The sequence below is a fragment of the Methylobacterium sp. WL12 genome, assembly GCF_008039475.1.
Lineage (GTDB): Bacteria > Pseudomonadota > Alphaproteobacteria > Rhizobiales > Beijerinckiaceae > Methylobacterium > Methylobacterium cerastii.
Genome location: NZ_VRUW01000016.1, coordinates 1 through 14,306, shown reverse-complemented (window position 1 = coordinate 14,306; position 14,306 = coordinate 1). Strand labels below are relative to the sequence as shown.

Below are 14,306 nucleotides of genomic sequence, written 5' to 3'. Positions count from 1 at the left end.
ATGTTCACCGGTCTCGTCAGCGACGTCGGCACGGTCCTCTCGGTCTCGGGCGACGCGCGCATGCGCCGCCTCACCATACGCGCCGCCTACGACGCGGCTTCGATCGCGCTCGGCGCCTCGATCGCCTGCTCCGGCCCCTGCCTCACCGCGGTGTCGATCGAACCCTCCGACGGCGGCTGCGTCTTCGCGGTGGACGCCGCCGCCGAGACGCTGGCGTTGACCACGGTCGGCGCCTGGGAGGCCGGCACCCGGATCAACCTGGAACGGTCCCTGAAGATCGGCGACGAGCTCGGCGGCCATCTCGTCACCGGCCACGTCGACGGCGTCGCCGAGATCCTCGAGCGCGAGACCGTCACCGCCGGCGCCTGGGGCGCGAGCGAGCGGTTCACCCTGCGGGCGCCGGCCGACGTCGCCCACTTCATCGCCAAGAAGGGCTCGGTCTGCCTCGACGGCACGTCGCTGACCGTCAACGCGGTCGAGGGCGACACCTTCTCGGTCCTGCTGATCCCGCACACGCTGGAGGTGACCACCTGGGGCGAGCGCCGGGCGGGCGACCACCTGAACCTCGAGGTCGACCTGATCGCCCGCTACGCCGCACGGCTCTCGGAGGGGCGCGGAAGCGCGGCATGAGCCTCGTCTCGAACGAGCGGATCACGCCGTGCGCGTCCTACCTGAACACCGCTGCAGGCGGCCTGTTCAGCGCGGGCGTCGTCGCGCCGCTCGCTGCCACCGTCTTCGGCGTTTCGGCGCAGACGAGCCTGTCGGCGTTGACTCTGGCAGGCGGCATCGCGATCTTTCTTCTCGCGAGCATCGCGCTGCACACCTGTGCGCGCGTCATTCTCGGAAGGCTGAAATCATGACCGATATTCAGATCGTCGCCTTCGTCGTGGCGCCGCTGATGGCGGTCGCCGTCGGCTTCGGCGTCACGCTCTGGTCCCGCTACGCCGATCGGTAGGTCCCTCACCGCGGCGGGATCGAATACGTCCCGTTCGCCTGCGCCACGAGGTCGTCCGAGCCGGGCGCCGTGATCCGCACCTCGCCGACGGCGAGGCGCCGGCCGAGCTTCAGCAGCGCGACGTCGGCGACCAGCACGAGCCCCGCTGGCTTCCTGAGGAAATTGAAGGTGAGGCTGGTCGTCACCGCGAGGGCCACCGGCCCGATCTGGGCGAGGATCGCCGCGTAGAGCGCGTAGTCCGCCAGCGCCATCATCGCAGGGCCGGACAGCGTGCCGCCCGGGCGCAGGAAGCGATCGTCTCCATCGAGCCGCATCCGCGCGGTCAGCGGGCCGACGGCCTCCAGGTGGAAGGCGCGACCGCCCGCCTGCATCTGCGGAAACTCCCGGTCGAGGAAGTCGCGGGTATCAGTAAGGGTCATCGCGGTCATGCCAGCCGTTGCAGCATGGCGGCACGGCGGCGGCAAGACGAACGGCCTGCCGTCCAGGCGAGCTACCCTGCGTTCGGGACGCCCTCCGCCGCCCGCGCGCGGCCGAAATCGGCCTCCGCCGTCTCCTGACCCTGCGCGACGATGCCCCGGCGGATCGCGCGGGTGCGGGTGAAGAGGTCGTGTAGCGCGTCGCCGTCGCCGTAGCGGATCGCCCGGGTCAGCACCGACAGGTCCTCGTTGAAGCGCCCGAGCATTTCCAGCACCGCCTCGCGGTTGGTCAGGAAGATGTCGCGCCACATGGTCGGATCGGACGAGGCGATGCGGGTGAAGTCGCGGAAGCCGCCGGCCGAGAACTTCATCACCTCGGATTGCGTCACCTGCTCGAGGTCGGCGGCGGTGCCGACGATGTTGTAGGCGATCAGGTGCGGCACGTGGCTGGTGATGGCGAGCACGAGATCGTGGTGCTCCGGCGTCATCGTCTCGACGACGGCGCCGAGCCCCTGCCACAGGGCGCGCACCCGCTCGACCGCGGCCTCGGGCGCGTCCTCCGGCGGAGTGAGGATGCACCAGCGGTTGGAGAACAGCGTCGAGAAGCCGGCATCCGGCCCGGAATACTCTGTGCCGGCGACGGGATGGCCCGGCACGAACACGATGCCGTCGGGCAGGTGCGGGCTCACGGCCGCGACGACCGAGGCCTTCACCGAGCCGACGTCCGAGACCACGGCGCCGGGCTTGAGGTGGGGGGCCATCGCCGCGGCGACCGGGCCGATGGCGCCGACGGGCACGCACAGGATCACCAGGTCGGCCTGCGCCGCGCCGGCCGCGGCATCGCCGGTGACCGCGTCGGCGATGCCGAGGTCGAGGACCCGCGCGCGGACGGCTTCGTCCGCATCGATCGCGACGACGCGCTCGGCCAACCCGTAGCGGCGGGCGCCGCGGGCGATGGACGAGCCGATCAGGCCGAGGCCGACGACGGCGAGGCAGCCGAGCGGCGCGGCCTCAGGCATGGTCGCCTCGCATGAAGGCGCCGAGTGCGGCGAGGAAGGCTTCGTTGCTCTCCGCGCCGCCGATGGTGACGCGGAGCGCGTTCGGCAGCCCGTAGGCGGTCACCCGCCGCACGATCACGCCGTGGGCGGTCAGGAAGGCGTCGGCTTCCGCCGCCGAGCGGCCGGGCGCGTCCGGGAAGTGCACGAGCATGAAGTTCGCCACGCTGGGCGTCACGGTGAGGCCGAGCGCGCGGGCACCCTCGACCATCCGCGGCAGCCACTCGGCGTTGTGGGCGGCCGCAGCCGCGGCATGCGCCTCGTCGGCAAGCGCCGCCGCGCCGGCCGCCATGCCGGCGGTGGACAGGTTGAACGGCCCGCGGATGCGGTTGACCGCCTCCATCACGTGGGCCGGCCCGACCATCCAGCCGATCCGGAGGGCGGCGAGACCGTGGATCTTCGAGAAGGTACGGGTCATCACGACGTTGTCGGCGTCGCGCGCGAGCTCGAACCCGGCCGAATAGTCGTCCGCCTGGACGTATTCGGCGTAGGCGCCGTCGAGGACCAGCAGCACGTCGCCCGGCAGGCCGGCATGCAGGCGGCGCACCTCGGCGAGCGGCAGGTAGGTGCCCGTCGGGTTGTTGGGGTTCGCGACGTAGACGATCTTCGTCCGCGGGGTCACGGCGGCGAGGATCGCGTCGACGTCGGCCGTGAGATCGCGCTCGGGGACGACCACGGCGGTGCCGCCCGCCGCCAGGATGGCGATGCGGTAGACCAGGAACCCGTGCTCGCAGAACACGCCCTCGTCGCCGGGGCCGACATAGGCGTAGGCCAGCAGCGACAGCAGCTCGTCCGAGCCGGCGCCGCAGACGACTCGGCTCGCATCGATGTCGTGGCGCGCAGCGATGGCGTTCCGCAGCAGGGCGGAGGTGCCGTCGGGGTAGACCTCGAGCTTGGCCGTCGCCGCCTGCATCGCCGCCACCGCCGCCGGGCTCGGGCCGAGCGGCGTCTCGTTCGACGAGAGCTTGTGGATCTTGGCATGGCCCGGCGCCCCGCTCTTGCCGGGAACGTAGAGGTCGATCGCCAGGACGCCCGGACGGGGCACCGGGCGGAGACGGGGAGAGGCGGACATTCTTGTTCGCAGTCTGAAGAAGAAACGCGTGAGGCGCCCGTCTACAGCATTTCGCGCGCCGATGAAGCGGGGCGCGACCGGATTAGGGCGCCGAGGCGCTCACACCCGGAAGCGCGCCGCGTGGCTGCCGGTCTCGTCGAGGCTCGACGCCGCCGCGCCCGCGCCGTCGAGCGCGTCCGCGAGTTGCCGCGCGCCGACGCCGCCGGGCACCGCCAGAAGAAGACGCTCGGCTTCGCCCTTGGGCCTGCCCCGCGCCACCACCTCGCCGTAGAGCCCCTGCACGGCGCGCTCGGCCTCCTCCGTCCAGGCGGCACAGCGGACCGCCCACAGCACCCAGTCGCGCTGCGCCGCCGCCGGGTCGTCCAGCGGTTTGGCCACCACGAAGACCGGGGTGCCGGCCGGGTGGGCCGGCCGCTCGATGAAGGGCAGCCGGGCGATCACCTTCGGGCGGCCCTCGCCGATCAGCCCCTCCCACCAGGCCTCGCCCTTGCCGGGCCCTCTGCCCGGCCCCGTGCCCGTCGCTGGCGCCTGCGCCGCGCGCGGGTCGAAGCGGAAGATACCGAGGTCGCCGCGCGAGGCCGCCACCGCCTCGATCACAGCCGCGCAGGTCGGGTGCGGGCGGTAGGGCACCGTGAAGCCGAAGTGGAACCGGGCGGAGTCGCGCATCGCCGGATCGCCTGCGGAGATGTCGGCATGCACCGAGAACGGCGCCTGGACGTAGGTGAAGGTCGCGATGATGACCCGCCAGATCCCCTCGACGGTGTCGAGCGGCAGGAGCCCGCGGTGGCGGTCTGCCACGCGCCGCATCATCGCGGCCTCGCGGCCCGGACGGAAGGCGGAGCCCGAGGCCGAGGTGCCCTTCACCGCGATTAGGCGGTCGATGATCCCGCCGCGCTGGATCAGCAGCGCGTGCATCTCGGCGTCGATCCGGTCGATCTCGGCCCGGAGGGCGGCGAGGTCTTCCATCGGCGGCGCGGCTCGTTTGGGGAAGCGCATGGTTCGACAAGCTGAGGACGGGGCTGCTCGGGCGTGTTTACGGCCCGCCGCGCCGAAGGGCCAGCGTGCGCCCGCCGCAGGATCGACAACCGGCTGCGGATGAACGGGCATGCCGGCCGCCCGCTTCGTTGACGCTCGACGGCGCGCACACTACCTCGGGTGTTGCGGCGGGCGCGGGAAGCCGACGATCTCGCAACCTTCGTCAGCGCCGCGCGCGGGAAGCCGTTTCCAGCAGCCTCATGGACAATCCCCTCGACCCGGCCCTCGCGGCCGCCCCCGCGACGGAGCCGGAGACCCGCAGCCGCGAGCCGTCGCAGGCCCGCGACCCGGCGGGGCTCGTCGCCCGGTTCGAGGCCGACCGTCCGCTGACGATGGATTCGGGCGCCGAACTCGCACCGTTCCAGGTCGCCTACCAGACCGCGGGCACGCTCAACGCCGCGCGCACCAACGCGGTGCTGATCTGCCACGCGCTCACCGGCGACCAGCACTTCGCCCACCCGCACCCCGTCACCGGCAAGCCGGGCTGGTGGACGACCCTAGTCGGCCCGGGCAAGCCAATCGACACCGATCGCTACTTCGTCGTCTGCTCCAACGTGATCGGCTCGTGCATGGGCTCGACCGGGCCGGCCTCGATCGATCCGGGCACGGGCTCGGCCTACGGCCTCGACTTCCCGCTCGTCACCATTCGCGACATGGTCCGGGCGCAGGCGATGCTGCTCGACCATCTCGGGATCGACGACCTGTTCCTGTGCGTCGGCGGCTCGATGGGCGGGATGCAGGTGCTGCAATGGGCCTCGCTCTACCCCGAGCGGGTGTTCGCGGCGATGCCGATCGCCACCGGCGCGCGCCACTCGGCGCAGAACATCGCCTTCCACGAGGTCGGCCGGCAGGCGATCATGGCCGACCCCGCCTGGGCCGACGGGCGCTACCTCGAGGCCGGCACCCGGCCCTCGAAGGGCTTGGGCGTCGCGCGGATGGGCGCGCACATCACCTACCTCTCCGAGCCGGCGCTCCACCGGAAGTTCGGCCGCCGCTTCCAGGGCGGCTCGGCGCCGACCTTCTCGTTCAACGCCGACTTCCAGATCGAGAGCTACCTGCGCCACCAGGGCCTCTCCTTCGTCGAGCGCTTCGACGCCAACGCCTACCTCTACCTGACGCGGGCGATGGACTATTTCGACCTCGCCGCCGACCATGGCGGCGTACTCGCCAACGCCTTCAAGGGCACCAGGACGCGGTTCTGCGTGGTCTCGTTCACCTCCGACTGGCTGTTCCCGACGGCCGATTCCCGCGCGATCGTCCACGCGCTGAACGCGGCCTCGGCCCCTGTCGCCTTCGTCGAGGTCGAGAGCGACAAGGGCCACGACGCCTTCCTCCTCGACGAGCCGACGCTGTTCTCGGCCGCCCGCGGCTTCGTCGACGCGGCCGCACGGGCGCGCGGGCTGTGAGCGGGCGCGACGACCTCGCCTTCGGCGACGCCGCCTCCGGCACGCCCTGGGAGGCGGCGGACGACCTGCCGCGCACGCCCGAATCCGGGGCTGCCCGCGTCGATCACCTCGTGGTCCTCGGCCTCGTGCCGCCGGGCGCCCGCGTCCTCGACATCGGCTGCGGCGACGGCTCGCTGCTGGCGCTGCTGCGCGACCGCCGCGGCGTCGACGGGCGCGGCATCGAGCTGTCGCGCGAGGGCGTGAACGCCTGCCTCGCCCGCGGCCTGCCGGTGATCCAGGGCGACGCCGACACGGATCTGGAAAACTACCCCGACGACGCGTTCGACGTGGTGGTCCTGTCCCAGACCATCCAGGCGACGCGCAACCCGCGCATCGTGCTGGAGCACCTGCTGCGCATCGGCCGGCAGGTGGTGATCTCGTTCCCGAACTTCGGGCATTGGCGGGTGCGGGCGGAGCTCGCCTTCCGCGGGCGGATGCCGATCACCAAGATCCTGCCTGAGGCCTGGTACGAGACCCCGAACATCCACCACTGCACCATGCGCGACTTCGTGGAGCTGTGCCACGCGGTCGACGCCCACATCGAGAAGGCGGCGGCGCTCGACGCCCGCGGCCGCCCGATGCGCTTTTCGATGCCGTGGTGGTTCTGGAACCTGATCGGCGCGCAGGGGGTGTTTTTGCTGCGGCGGGGTTCGCCCGGCAGAGCGTGAGCGGATGCAGGATGCCGGGTCCGCCGATCCTTGATCCTTCGGGTCGGCGGCCCGTCCACGGAGACCCGACATCCCGTGGTTGAGCGCAGATCAACGCGATGGAAACATACGTTGATCCCACCAGACCGGGCGATGTAGGCTGTATGCGATCCGATTGAATTCAGCGTGTCGCGGATTGATCAGAATGTTGTTCGCGGCCCGCGCAACCACGCTGGGCACGAAGAGCAGGAGCGAACGCCCCTCGTGGAGCCATTCCTCGCCGTAGGCTTTCGATACCGCACAATCGGGATGATCCCACCCCGGAACGGCCGCCTGGTTCAGCATCTCGTACGATAGGCCGACGAAGAGCGTGATCTCGACGAAGTGTTGGTTCGGCGGTAGCGCACCGCTTCCGTGAACGAGCTTCTCCAGTAGTGCCGTCGCATAGTCTGCGGCGGCGTAGATCATCGGGCTTGCCGGCGTGTTCCAACGTCCGGGAAACAGGCCGGACCCGGTGGCATCGAAGATCGGATGGCTGCCGTCGGGATCACCGATGCGATAGGCCATCTGAACCTGACGGAGCGTCTGCCCCGTCACGCCGCCGAGCCGTATTTAAGGCGCCCGAGCACGGCCTCGACCCGTGGGCCGCCGAACTCCGATTCCAGAACCACGTCGATCGGGGGCCGCCCTTCTAGAAGCGGATGCGGCCGATGCAGGAAGTCGCGGGCCGCGTCATCGTCCTTCCAGACCTCGCAAGCCATCTCCCAGACGCGCGCCACGCGGACGACCTTGGCGCCCTCCAGCGCGGAAAGCGTCGCATCGCCTGTCGATGCGGACCGCCGCCGATGCAGGGTCGCCCGCTTCACCAGATGAAAGGCAAAGGTCCGGTCGTCGGGCGCCACCGCGGTGGCGACGCGGGCGACGGCTCCGATCGGCAGGCCAGCATTGATTCGGGCGACCATTTCGGATTGCGGGATGGCGCCGGAAGCGTACGGCGCGATGCCGAGCAGATCGGCAAGAGCGGACTCCTTTTTTCATCGGATGCTCCGAAACCAGATGAGACCATAACAGGTCTCATTCGAGACTTTTGCCACCCGTAGCGCTTCAGTTTCAGCTACTCGGGGCCGCGCCTCCCAGCGCCCTCAATGCGCATTCAAGAAATCCAGCATCGCCGCGTCGAACCGGTCGGTCGCCTCCATGTGGACGAGATGGCCGATGCCCTCGAACACGATCGCCCGGCCGTTCGGCATCTTCGCCGCCAGCGCCGTCGCGTTGTCGGCGTTGCGGCCCATCTTGGCGGCGAGTTCCGGCGGCGCGAAGGGCTTTCCGGGCGCGTTGTGGTCGGCGCCGCCCATGATGAACAGCGTCGGCATGGGAAGCAGCGGGATCTCGTGCACCACCGGCTGCCCCCAGATCATCGTGTAGGAATTCACGAAGGATTGCAGCCAGCGCGGATACTCGCCAGCCTCCTTCACCCGCTCGCGCACCGCGACGAAGGGCTCGATCGCGGCTTCCGGCAGGGACAGCGCGTAGCTCGTCATCAGCTGCCGGCGGTAGGCGGCCGCCGTCAGCTCGCCCTCGCGCTTGAGCAGGGTCTCGTTGCCGACCGGCGGCACGCTGTATCGGTAATCCTCGAGCCCGATCGGCGCTTCGAGGACGAGGCTGTTGACGCGCGCGGGCGCGTTGCGCGCCAGCCGCACCGCCAGCATCCCGCCCATCGAGTGGGCGACCACGTCGACCCGTGGCAGGTTGAGGCGGTCGAGCAGCGCGACGGTGTCGGCGGCCATCGCGTCGAAGGTGAACGGGCCGACCGGCTTCGAGGACTTGCCGAAGCCGAGCTGGTCCGGCGCCACCACGCGGTAGCCCGCTCCGGTCAGCGCCGCGATGACCGGGGCCCAGTAGCTCGCCGGAAAGTTGCGGCCGTGCAGCAGCAGGGCGGTACGGCCGTTGGCGGCGCCGGTCGGCGCCACGTCCATGTAGGCGAGGCGCTGGGCCTCGCCGTCGCGCGACAGGGCGAGGAAGCGCACCGGATACGGGTAGGCGAACCCTTCCAGCCCGATCCCGAGGGGAGTCGCATCCTGCGCGGCCGCCGCCATCGGCAGCAGGGGCAGCAGGGCGAGCAGGAGAGCTGTGGTCCGTGTCGTCATCGGCATCTCGGGGCGTCCCTCGGATCGAAGCCAAGACCCGATGCCGTGTCGCGAAGGCGGAAAAGCGGCGCATGCGGGAAGGATCGCGCCGCCATGTCACCGGCGCGCTGCTCGATCCTGCGTGAGGCCCCTATGTCCGAAGCGAGGCAGCGGATGCAGGCCGCCGAGGCCGGCGGCGCACAGCGGGGTTTTCGAGGATGAGCGAGACGGCCGGATCGCCCGGACGACGCGAGGCCTGCGGCCCGGAGGACGGCCCGCCCCGTGACGGCGGTCCCGTCGGCCCGCCCCCGGCCCCCACCCAGGCGTCAGACGGGCTGCCGCCGCGCGAGCGCCTTCTGGCGATGGCGGCGGTGTCGCTCGCCATGACCATGGCGGTGCTCGATGGGGCGATCGTCAACGTGGCGCTGCCGGTGATGGCCAAGGACCTCGCCGTCGACCCGTCCGCGGCGATCTTCGTGGTCAACGGCTACCAGATCGCGGTGACGGCGGCGCTCCTGCCCTTCGCCTCGCTCGGCGACATCCTCGGCTACAAGCGCGTGTACCTCGCCGGGCTCACGGTGTTCGTGGCGGCCTCTCTCGCCTGCGCCTTCGCGCCGAGCCTCGGCTTCCTCGTCGCCGGGCGCCTCGCGCAGGGGCTCGGGGCCGCCGGCGTGATGAGCGTGAACATCGCGCTGGTGCGTTTCATCTACCCCCACCGGATGATCGGCCGCGGCGTCGGAAACGTCGCGCTCGTCGTCGCCGTCGCCTCGGCGGCCGGCCCGACGGTCGCCGCCGCGATCCTCTCGGTGGCGTCCTGGCCGTGGCTGTTCCTGGTCAACCTGCCGGTGGGCGGGCTCGCGCTCTTCGTCGCCTCGCGGACGCTGCCGGCGACGCCGCGCAGCGGCGCGCGGTTGGATGCGTTGAGCGCGGTGCTGAACGCGCTGACCTTCGGCCTGCTGATCGTCGGCGTCGATCGGCTCGGCGACCCCGCCGGGCGGATGGTCGCCTTCGCCGAGATCGGGGCGGCGATCGCGGTCGGCGCGGTGTTCGTGCTGTACCAGCTGCGCCTGCCGGCGCCGCTGCTGCCGGTGGACCTGCTGCGGATCCCGGCCTTCGCGCTGTCGATGGCGACCTCGATCGCCGCGTTCGCTGCGCAGATGAGCGCCTACATCGCCCTGCCCTTCTACTTCCAGGACGTGTTGCACCTCTCGGGCACGCAGACCGGCTTCCTGATGACGCCGTGGCCGATCGCGATCGCGGCGATGGCGCCGATCTCCGGACGGCTCGCCGACCGTTACCCGCCGGGCCTGCTCGGGGGCGTCGGCCTCGGTCTGATGGCGTCCGGCATCGCCGCGATGGCGCTGCTGCCGGCCGCGCCCGCGACCCTCGACGTCGTCTGGCGGCTGACGCTGTGCGGCCTCGGCTTCGGCCTGTTCCAGACCCCGAACAACAAGGTGATCATCACCTCGGCCCCGCGCGAGCGCAGCGGCGGCGCCAGCGGCATGCAGTCGACCGCCCGGCTCACCGGCCAGTCGCTGGGCGCGGCGATGGTGGCGGTGATCTTCGGAATCACCCACGGCGCCGGATCGGACCGGGCGGTCTCGGCGGCGTTGTGGTGCGCGGTGCTGCTCGCGCTGTTCGGCGGCTGCGCCAGCGTGCTGCGGCGCGGCAGGGCCGGGTAGGCTGCATGCCACCTGGGCCGCGGGGGCCGCGTTGACGGACATCCACAACAGGGATCGACCAGCATGGACATGAACCTGAAGGGCCGCAGCGCCCTCGTCACCGGCTCCACCGGCGGCATCGGCTACGGCATCGCCAAAGCGCTGCTCGAGCTGGGCGCCCGCGTCGGCATCAACGGGCGCACGGCCGAGCGCGTCGAGGCGGCGATCGCGCGCCTGCGCGCGGAAAACCCGGCGGGCGAGCCCTTCGCGGCGGTCGGCGATGTGGCGACGGCCGAGGGCGTCGATGCGCTCGTGGCAGCGCTGCCGGACGTGGACATCCTGGTCAACAACACCGGGATCTTCGAGCCCAAGCCGTTCTTCGAGATTCCGGACGCGGACTGGCAGCGCTTCTTCGACGTCAACGTGATGAGCGGCGTGCGGCTGTCGCGCGCCTACGCACCGGGGATGGTGGCGCGCGGCTGGGGCCGGGTGGTGTTCATCGCCAGCGAGTCCGGCATCAACATCCCGGTCGAGATGGTCCATTACGGGATGACGAAGACCGCGCAGCTCGCAGTCTCGCGCGGGCTCGCCGAGACGGTCTCCGGCACCGGCGTGACAGTCAACAGCGTGCTGCCCGGCCCGACCCTTTCGGAGGGCGTCGCCGAGTTCATGAAGCAGATGGCCAAGGGATCGGGCGAGGCCGACCTCAATGCGCTCGGCCGGGAGTTCGTCGCAGAGCACCGGCCGACGTCGCTGATCGGACGGCTAGCCAGCGTCGAGGAGGTGGCCAACATGGTGGCCTACGTCTGCAGCCCGGCAGCGAGCGCGACCAGCGGCGCGGCGCTCCGGGTGGATGGCGGCGTCCTGCGCAACATCGCGTAGCGGGCGGACGACGCGCGGGGCGGCGCGAGGCCGCCCCGTTCGGGCGCCCGCCGGCACGGGACGATCCGGGAACGAGGTCTCCGGACCGGGCCGAGGACGGGGCGCGACCGGCTCAGGCCTTCAGGTGGGCGGCGAGGTGCTTGTTCATCTCGAACATGCTGCACTTGTCCTTGCCGAAGACTTTCTTGAGCTTGTCGTCGGCGAGGATCTCGCGCTTGTTCTCCGGGTTCTGGAGATTGTGCTTCTTGATGTATTCCCAGACCTTGCTGACGACTTCGCCGCGCGGGATCGGGTTGGTGCCGACGATCGCGCCGAGGTCGGCCGAGGGCTTCAGCGGCTGCTGCAGGGCGTTGGGCTTCGCGCCGGCGGCGGCCTTGGTCGCCTTGGGGGCCGCGGCCTTCGCGGGCTTGGCGTCCTTGGTCTCTTTCGCCGCCTTCGGAGCGGCCTTTTCCGTCGTCTTGGTTGCCATGGGGGTTCCTCCGGTTCTCGCTGCGAGCGTGAACGTGACATCCCCGCAGCAGGGGGTAGCCTAGCAGCAAGAACTAAGGGCTAGCGCTGCCGTTCCAAGGGAAAACAGGAACAGTTCCCGTTATCATCCACAGGGTGTGACGCCAGCGGGCACACGTGGCGCCGGATTTCGCGCGGCGAAACCCTTTCTTCACCGGATCGGAGGACAGATCCGAAGATGGTCAGCACCGCCCTCGCCCTCGCCTTCGTGTCCGCGTTCGCCCTGGTCCTCGGCCTCGGGCTCGGCATCGCGTCCGAGCCGAATGCTTGCGAGCGACCGCCCGGCGCCGGGCTGGTCTGAGGTCGGACGCCCGCCCCGCATCGAAGACTTGGGATCGACGTCTTGCGCGCAGGCGCGTCCTTCGCCTTGCGCGCAAGATGCGATCCGGGCGAACCGGCCGGCCGCCCGGACGTTTCAGGCGGCGGAGGACGGCCCTCCCCGCCTTCGTCCTCCCGCCACGGAACGCCCATTCCATGTCGAGCCTCGAGCCGAACACCCTCGACGGCATCGCGCACATCATCCAGGTGGCGCTGACGCCGGTGTTCCTGCTGTCCGGGGTCGCGACCCTGCTCAACGTCTTCGGCGCCCGCCTCGCCCGCGTCTCGGACCAGGCCGAGCGGGTCTCAGGCCTGCTCGCCGGCGCGACCGAGACGGAGCGCCTGCGCCTCGACCACCGGCTCGACCGCCTGCGGCTGCGCGCGCTGCTGCTCGACGCGGCGGTGGTGCTGGCGGCGCTCTCGGGCGTCTCGACCTGCGGCGCCGTCCTCACGCTCTTCGTCGGCGCGCTCCGCGACGCCACCGTGGCCGGCGTGCTGTTCGCGCTGTTCGGCGCGGCGATCCTGTGCACGCTCCTGGCCCTGGTCGCCTTCGGCGCCGAGATGCTGTTTGCCAGCCGCGGCGTCCGCAACCGGGTCGCCCTGCGCCGGGCCGAGGCGGAAGCCGGGCCGGAAGGCTGAGACGCGGCGGAACCCATCGCGAATCCGGGCTTTCCTAGGCCGACGCCCGGATCACCGGGCGACCGAGTCCTTGCGATAAGGGAGATCGCGATGCCGACGGAACTTCCCAACGAGCGCAGCATCCGCAAGCCCGGCTCGATGGAGCTCGACCCCTCCGGCGAGGGCGTGGCCATCGACGAGACCGCCCGGCTGATCGCCTCGAACAAGGTCGAGGGCACGGCGGTCTACGACGCGGCCGGCAAGCACCTCGGAACGGTGCACAACTTCATGGTCGACAAGGTCTCGGGCCAGGTCGCCTACGCGGTGCTCGCGTTCGGCGGCTTCCTTGGCCTCGGCGAGAACCACCACCCGCTGCCGTGGAAGGCGCTGACCTACAGCGTCGACCTCGGCGGCTACGTGGTCGACATCGATCCGGCGACGCTCGCCGGCGCGCCGAGCCACGGCCCAGGCGAGGACGGCTTCGCCGACCCGGCCTATGGCGGCCGGCTCGACGACTATTACGGCCCGCGGCTGACGGCGGCCGTCTAGAACGTGACGGGTTAGAGCATTCTCCGTGATCTCTGGATCACGGAGAATGCTCTAACCTGCTGTTTGGTCGTATTTTCTTCACGCGAGCCGGCATCCACCTCGCTTGAAAATGCTCTAGAACTTGCCACCGAGGCCGACGCCACCGCCCGGGGTCAGGGCCGGCGCCATCGAGCTCGACGAACCGCCGGCGGTCGGCTCTCCGTCGATCTCGTCGCGGCGGATGCGGCGCGGGCCGTCGTTGGCCGCGCGCGCCTCGTTGCGCTTGTCGCGGGGCAGGTCGAGGGTCCGGGTCGGGGCGGTCGCCAGCGGGCGACCGTCGGCGTCGACGTTGGCCATGCGTGCCTCGCGGCCCGGCAGGGCGCTGCGCAGCGACGGCGGCGGGCCGACCTCGGCCGCCGGCATCACGCCGCCGCCGCCGCCCAGCGCACCGCCGAGCGCTTGGCACCCGGCCAGGGCCGCGCCGAGGGAGAGCGCGGCGGCCGTCAGGGCGAGCGGGCGGCGCAGGCGCAGCGCGCCGGTCGTGACGGACGAAATTGCGGCAGACGAGATCCGGGCAGACATGGGCGGTGCGGTCCTGTTTCCTCGTGGCGGCCGGTCTCGAACCGGGCCGCCGTGACGGGGTTGACGGCCTGTCTACGATGCAGATTGGGCGAAAACCAGACGCCGCCGCGTCCGCCGCGGGACGGCTCGTGAGCCGCAGGCGCAGCCGAGGCGAGGGCGAACGGCCCGAAACATGCGGGTCCGCCCGCGGATCGCGATTCACAACTTCGCCTTGGTCGAACGGCATGCGAAGGTCGTGCTCCCGCAGCCCGTGACGACCCGGTGGACAGATCCCCGCCGCGCCACGGCCGCGCCGCGCCGACGCCAGCACTTGAGGACCTTGCGTGACCACATCGATCCGGATGATCGCGACTGCGACGATCACCCTTTGGACCGCCCCCTTCGGGAGCGCGTCCGCCATCGCGCAGACGCCCGCCCCCCAGGCCGCGCCGGCCGCCGGCGAGGCCTGGGGGGCGGGCG

At 71.3% G+C, this 14,306-nt stretch carries 18 protein-coding genes; 9 read left to right on the top strand and 9 right to left on the bottom strand.

Features of this window, described 5'->3' with window-relative positions:
* Window positions 1-630, top strand: a complete 630-nt coding sequence (locus FV226_RS08905; RefSeq protein ID WP_147762632.1) for a riboflavin synthase — start codon at window positions 1-3, stop codon at window positions 628-630.
* Window positions 627-860, top strand: coding sequence for a hypothetical protein (locus FV226_RS08900; protein WP_147762631.1), 234 nt, complete (start codon window positions 627-629; stop codon window positions 858-860). The genes FV226_RS08905 and FV226_RS08900 overlap by 4 nt, the downstream gene beginning before the upstream one ends.
* 100 nt (window positions 861-960) lie before the next feature.
* Here the strand turns inward: FV226_RS08900 and FV226_RS08895 are convergent, their stop codons facing one another.
* The 4 genes from FV226_RS08895 to FV226_RS08880 all read right to left on the bottom strand — a co-directional run bounded on the left by FV226_RS08895 (window position 961) and on the right by FV226_RS08880 (window position 4,494).
* Complete coding sequence (locus FV226_RS08895; RefSeq protein ID WP_147750463.1) at window positions 961-1,383, bottom strand: PaaI family thioesterase; 423 nt, start codon at window positions 1,381-1,383, stop codon at window positions 961-963.
* A 62-nt stretch (window positions 1,384-1,445) separates the two neighbouring features.
* Entirely contained in the window at window positions 1,446-2,390 is a 945-nt protein-coding gene (locus tag FV226_RS08890) for a prephenate/arogenate dehydrogenase family protein (protein ID WP_147762630.1), read from the bottom strand.
* Window positions 2,383-3,498, bottom strand: a complete 1,116-nt coding sequence (locus FV226_RS08885) for a histidinol-phosphate transaminase (protein WP_147750461.1) — start codon at window positions 3,496-3,498, stop codon at window positions 2,383-2,385. Before FV226_RS08885 ends, FV226_RS08890 begins: the two co-directional genes overlap by 8 nt.
* A gap of 99 nt (window positions 3,499-3,597) precedes the next feature.
* On the bottom strand, window positions 3,598-4,494 hold the full coding sequence (locus FV226_RS08880) for a chorismate mutase (RefSeq protein ID WP_147762629.1): 897 nt from the start codon (window positions 4,492-4,494) through the stop codon (window positions 3,598-3,600).
* A gap of 239 nt (window positions 4,495-4,733) precedes the next feature.
* On the opposite strand from FV226_RS08880, the gene FV226_RS08875 reads away from it, so the two are divergent.
* Complete coding sequence (locus tag FV226_RS08875) at window positions 4,734-5,939, top strand: homoserine O-acetyltransferase (RefSeq protein WP_147762628.1); 1,206 nt, start codon at window positions 4,734-4,736, stop codon at window positions 5,937-5,939.
* 65 nt (window positions 5,940-6,004) lie between these two features.
* On the top strand, window positions 6,005-6,646 hold the full coding sequence (gene metW, locus FV226_RS08870) for a methionine biosynthesis protein MetW (protein WP_147750519.1): 642 nt from the start codon (window positions 6,005-6,007) through the stop codon (window positions 6,644-6,646).
* A gap of 90 nt (window positions 6,647-6,736) precedes the next feature.
* On the opposite strand, the gene FV226_RS08865 is transcribed toward metW, so the two are convergent.
* The 3 genes from FV226_RS08865 to FV226_RS08855 all read right to left on the bottom strand — a co-directional run bounded on the left by FV226_RS08865 (window position 6,737) and on the right by FV226_RS08855 (window position 8,772).
* A complete protein-coding gene (locus FV226_RS08865) occupies window positions 6,737-7,192 on the bottom strand; it encodes an RES domain-containing protein (RefSeq protein WP_147762627.1) in 456 nt (151 codons plus the stop codon).
* Window positions 7,193-7,218: 26 nt separating this feature from the next.
* Window positions 7,219-7,587: an antitoxin Xre/MbcA/ParS toxin-binding domain-containing protein gene (locus FV226_RS08860; RefSeq protein ID WP_147762626.1), complete on the bottom strand. Its 369-nt coding sequence runs from the start codon at window positions 7,585-7,587 to the stop codon at window positions 7,219-7,221.
* A gap of 180 nt (window positions 7,588-7,767) precedes the next feature.
* On the bottom strand, window positions 7,768-8,772 hold the full coding sequence (locus FV226_RS08855) for an alpha/beta fold hydrolase (RefSeq protein ID WP_147762625.1): 1,005 nt from the start codon (window positions 8,770-8,772) through the stop codon (window positions 7,768-7,770).
* Between the two features lie 341 nt (window positions 8,773-9,113).
* Here FV226_RS08855 and FV226_RS08850 point away from each other — a divergent pair, with 341 nt between their 5' ends.
* Complete coding sequence (locus tag FV226_RS08850; RefSeq protein WP_147815312.1) at window positions 9,114-10,433, top strand: MFS transporter; 1,320 nt, start codon at window positions 9,114-9,116, stop codon at window positions 10,431-10,433.
* A gap of 63 nt (window positions 10,434-10,496) precedes the next feature.
* Window positions 10,497-11,294, top strand: a complete 798-nt coding sequence (locus tag FV226_RS08845; RefSeq protein ID WP_147762623.1) for an SDR family NAD(P)-dependent oxidoreductase — start codon at window positions 10,497-10,499, stop codon at window positions 11,292-11,294.
* Window positions 11,295-11,406: 112 nt separating this feature from the next.
* On the opposite strand, the gene FV226_RS08840 is transcribed toward FV226_RS08845, so the two are convergent.
* A complete protein-coding gene (locus FV226_RS08840; protein ID WP_147754595.1) occupies window positions 11,407-11,763 on the bottom strand; it encodes an SWIB/MDM2 domain-containing protein in 357 nt (118 codons plus the stop codon).
* Window positions 11,764-11,979: 216 nt separating this feature from the next.
* On the opposite strand from FV226_RS08840, the gene FV226_RS28940 reads away from it, so the two are divergent.
* The 3 genes from FV226_RS28940 (at window position 11,980) to FV226_RS08830 (ending at window position 13,286) form a co-directional block, all read left to right on the top strand.
* Window positions 11,980-12,102 carry a hypothetical protein gene (locus FV226_RS28940; protein WP_281406031.1) on the top strand — a complete coding sequence of 41 codons (123 nt, stop codon included), beginning with the start codon at window positions 11,980-11,982 and terminating at the stop codon, window positions 12,100-12,102.
* A 173-nt stretch (window positions 12,103-12,275) separates the two neighbouring features.
* The gene (locus FV226_RS08835) at window positions 12,276-12,758 is read left to right on the top strand and encodes a DUF2721 domain-containing protein (protein WP_147762622.1); all 483 of its coding nucleotides are present in this window, start codon (window positions 12,276-12,278) and stop codon (window positions 12,756-12,758) included.
* A 90-nt stretch (window positions 12,759-12,848) separates the two neighbouring features.
* Window positions 12,849-13,286: a PRC-barrel domain-containing protein gene (locus FV226_RS08830; protein ID WP_147762621.1), complete on the top strand. Its 438-nt coding sequence runs from the start codon at window positions 12,849-12,851 to the stop codon at window positions 13,284-13,286.
* A gap of 114 nt (window positions 13,287-13,400) precedes the next feature.
* Here the strand turns inward: FV226_RS08830 and FV226_RS08825 are convergent, their stop codons facing one another.
* Entirely contained in the window at window positions 13,401-13,847 is a 447-nt protein-coding gene (locus tag FV226_RS08825) for a hypothetical protein (protein ID WP_238272576.1), read from the bottom strand.
* Window positions 13,848-14,306 lie beyond the last annotated feature (459 nt).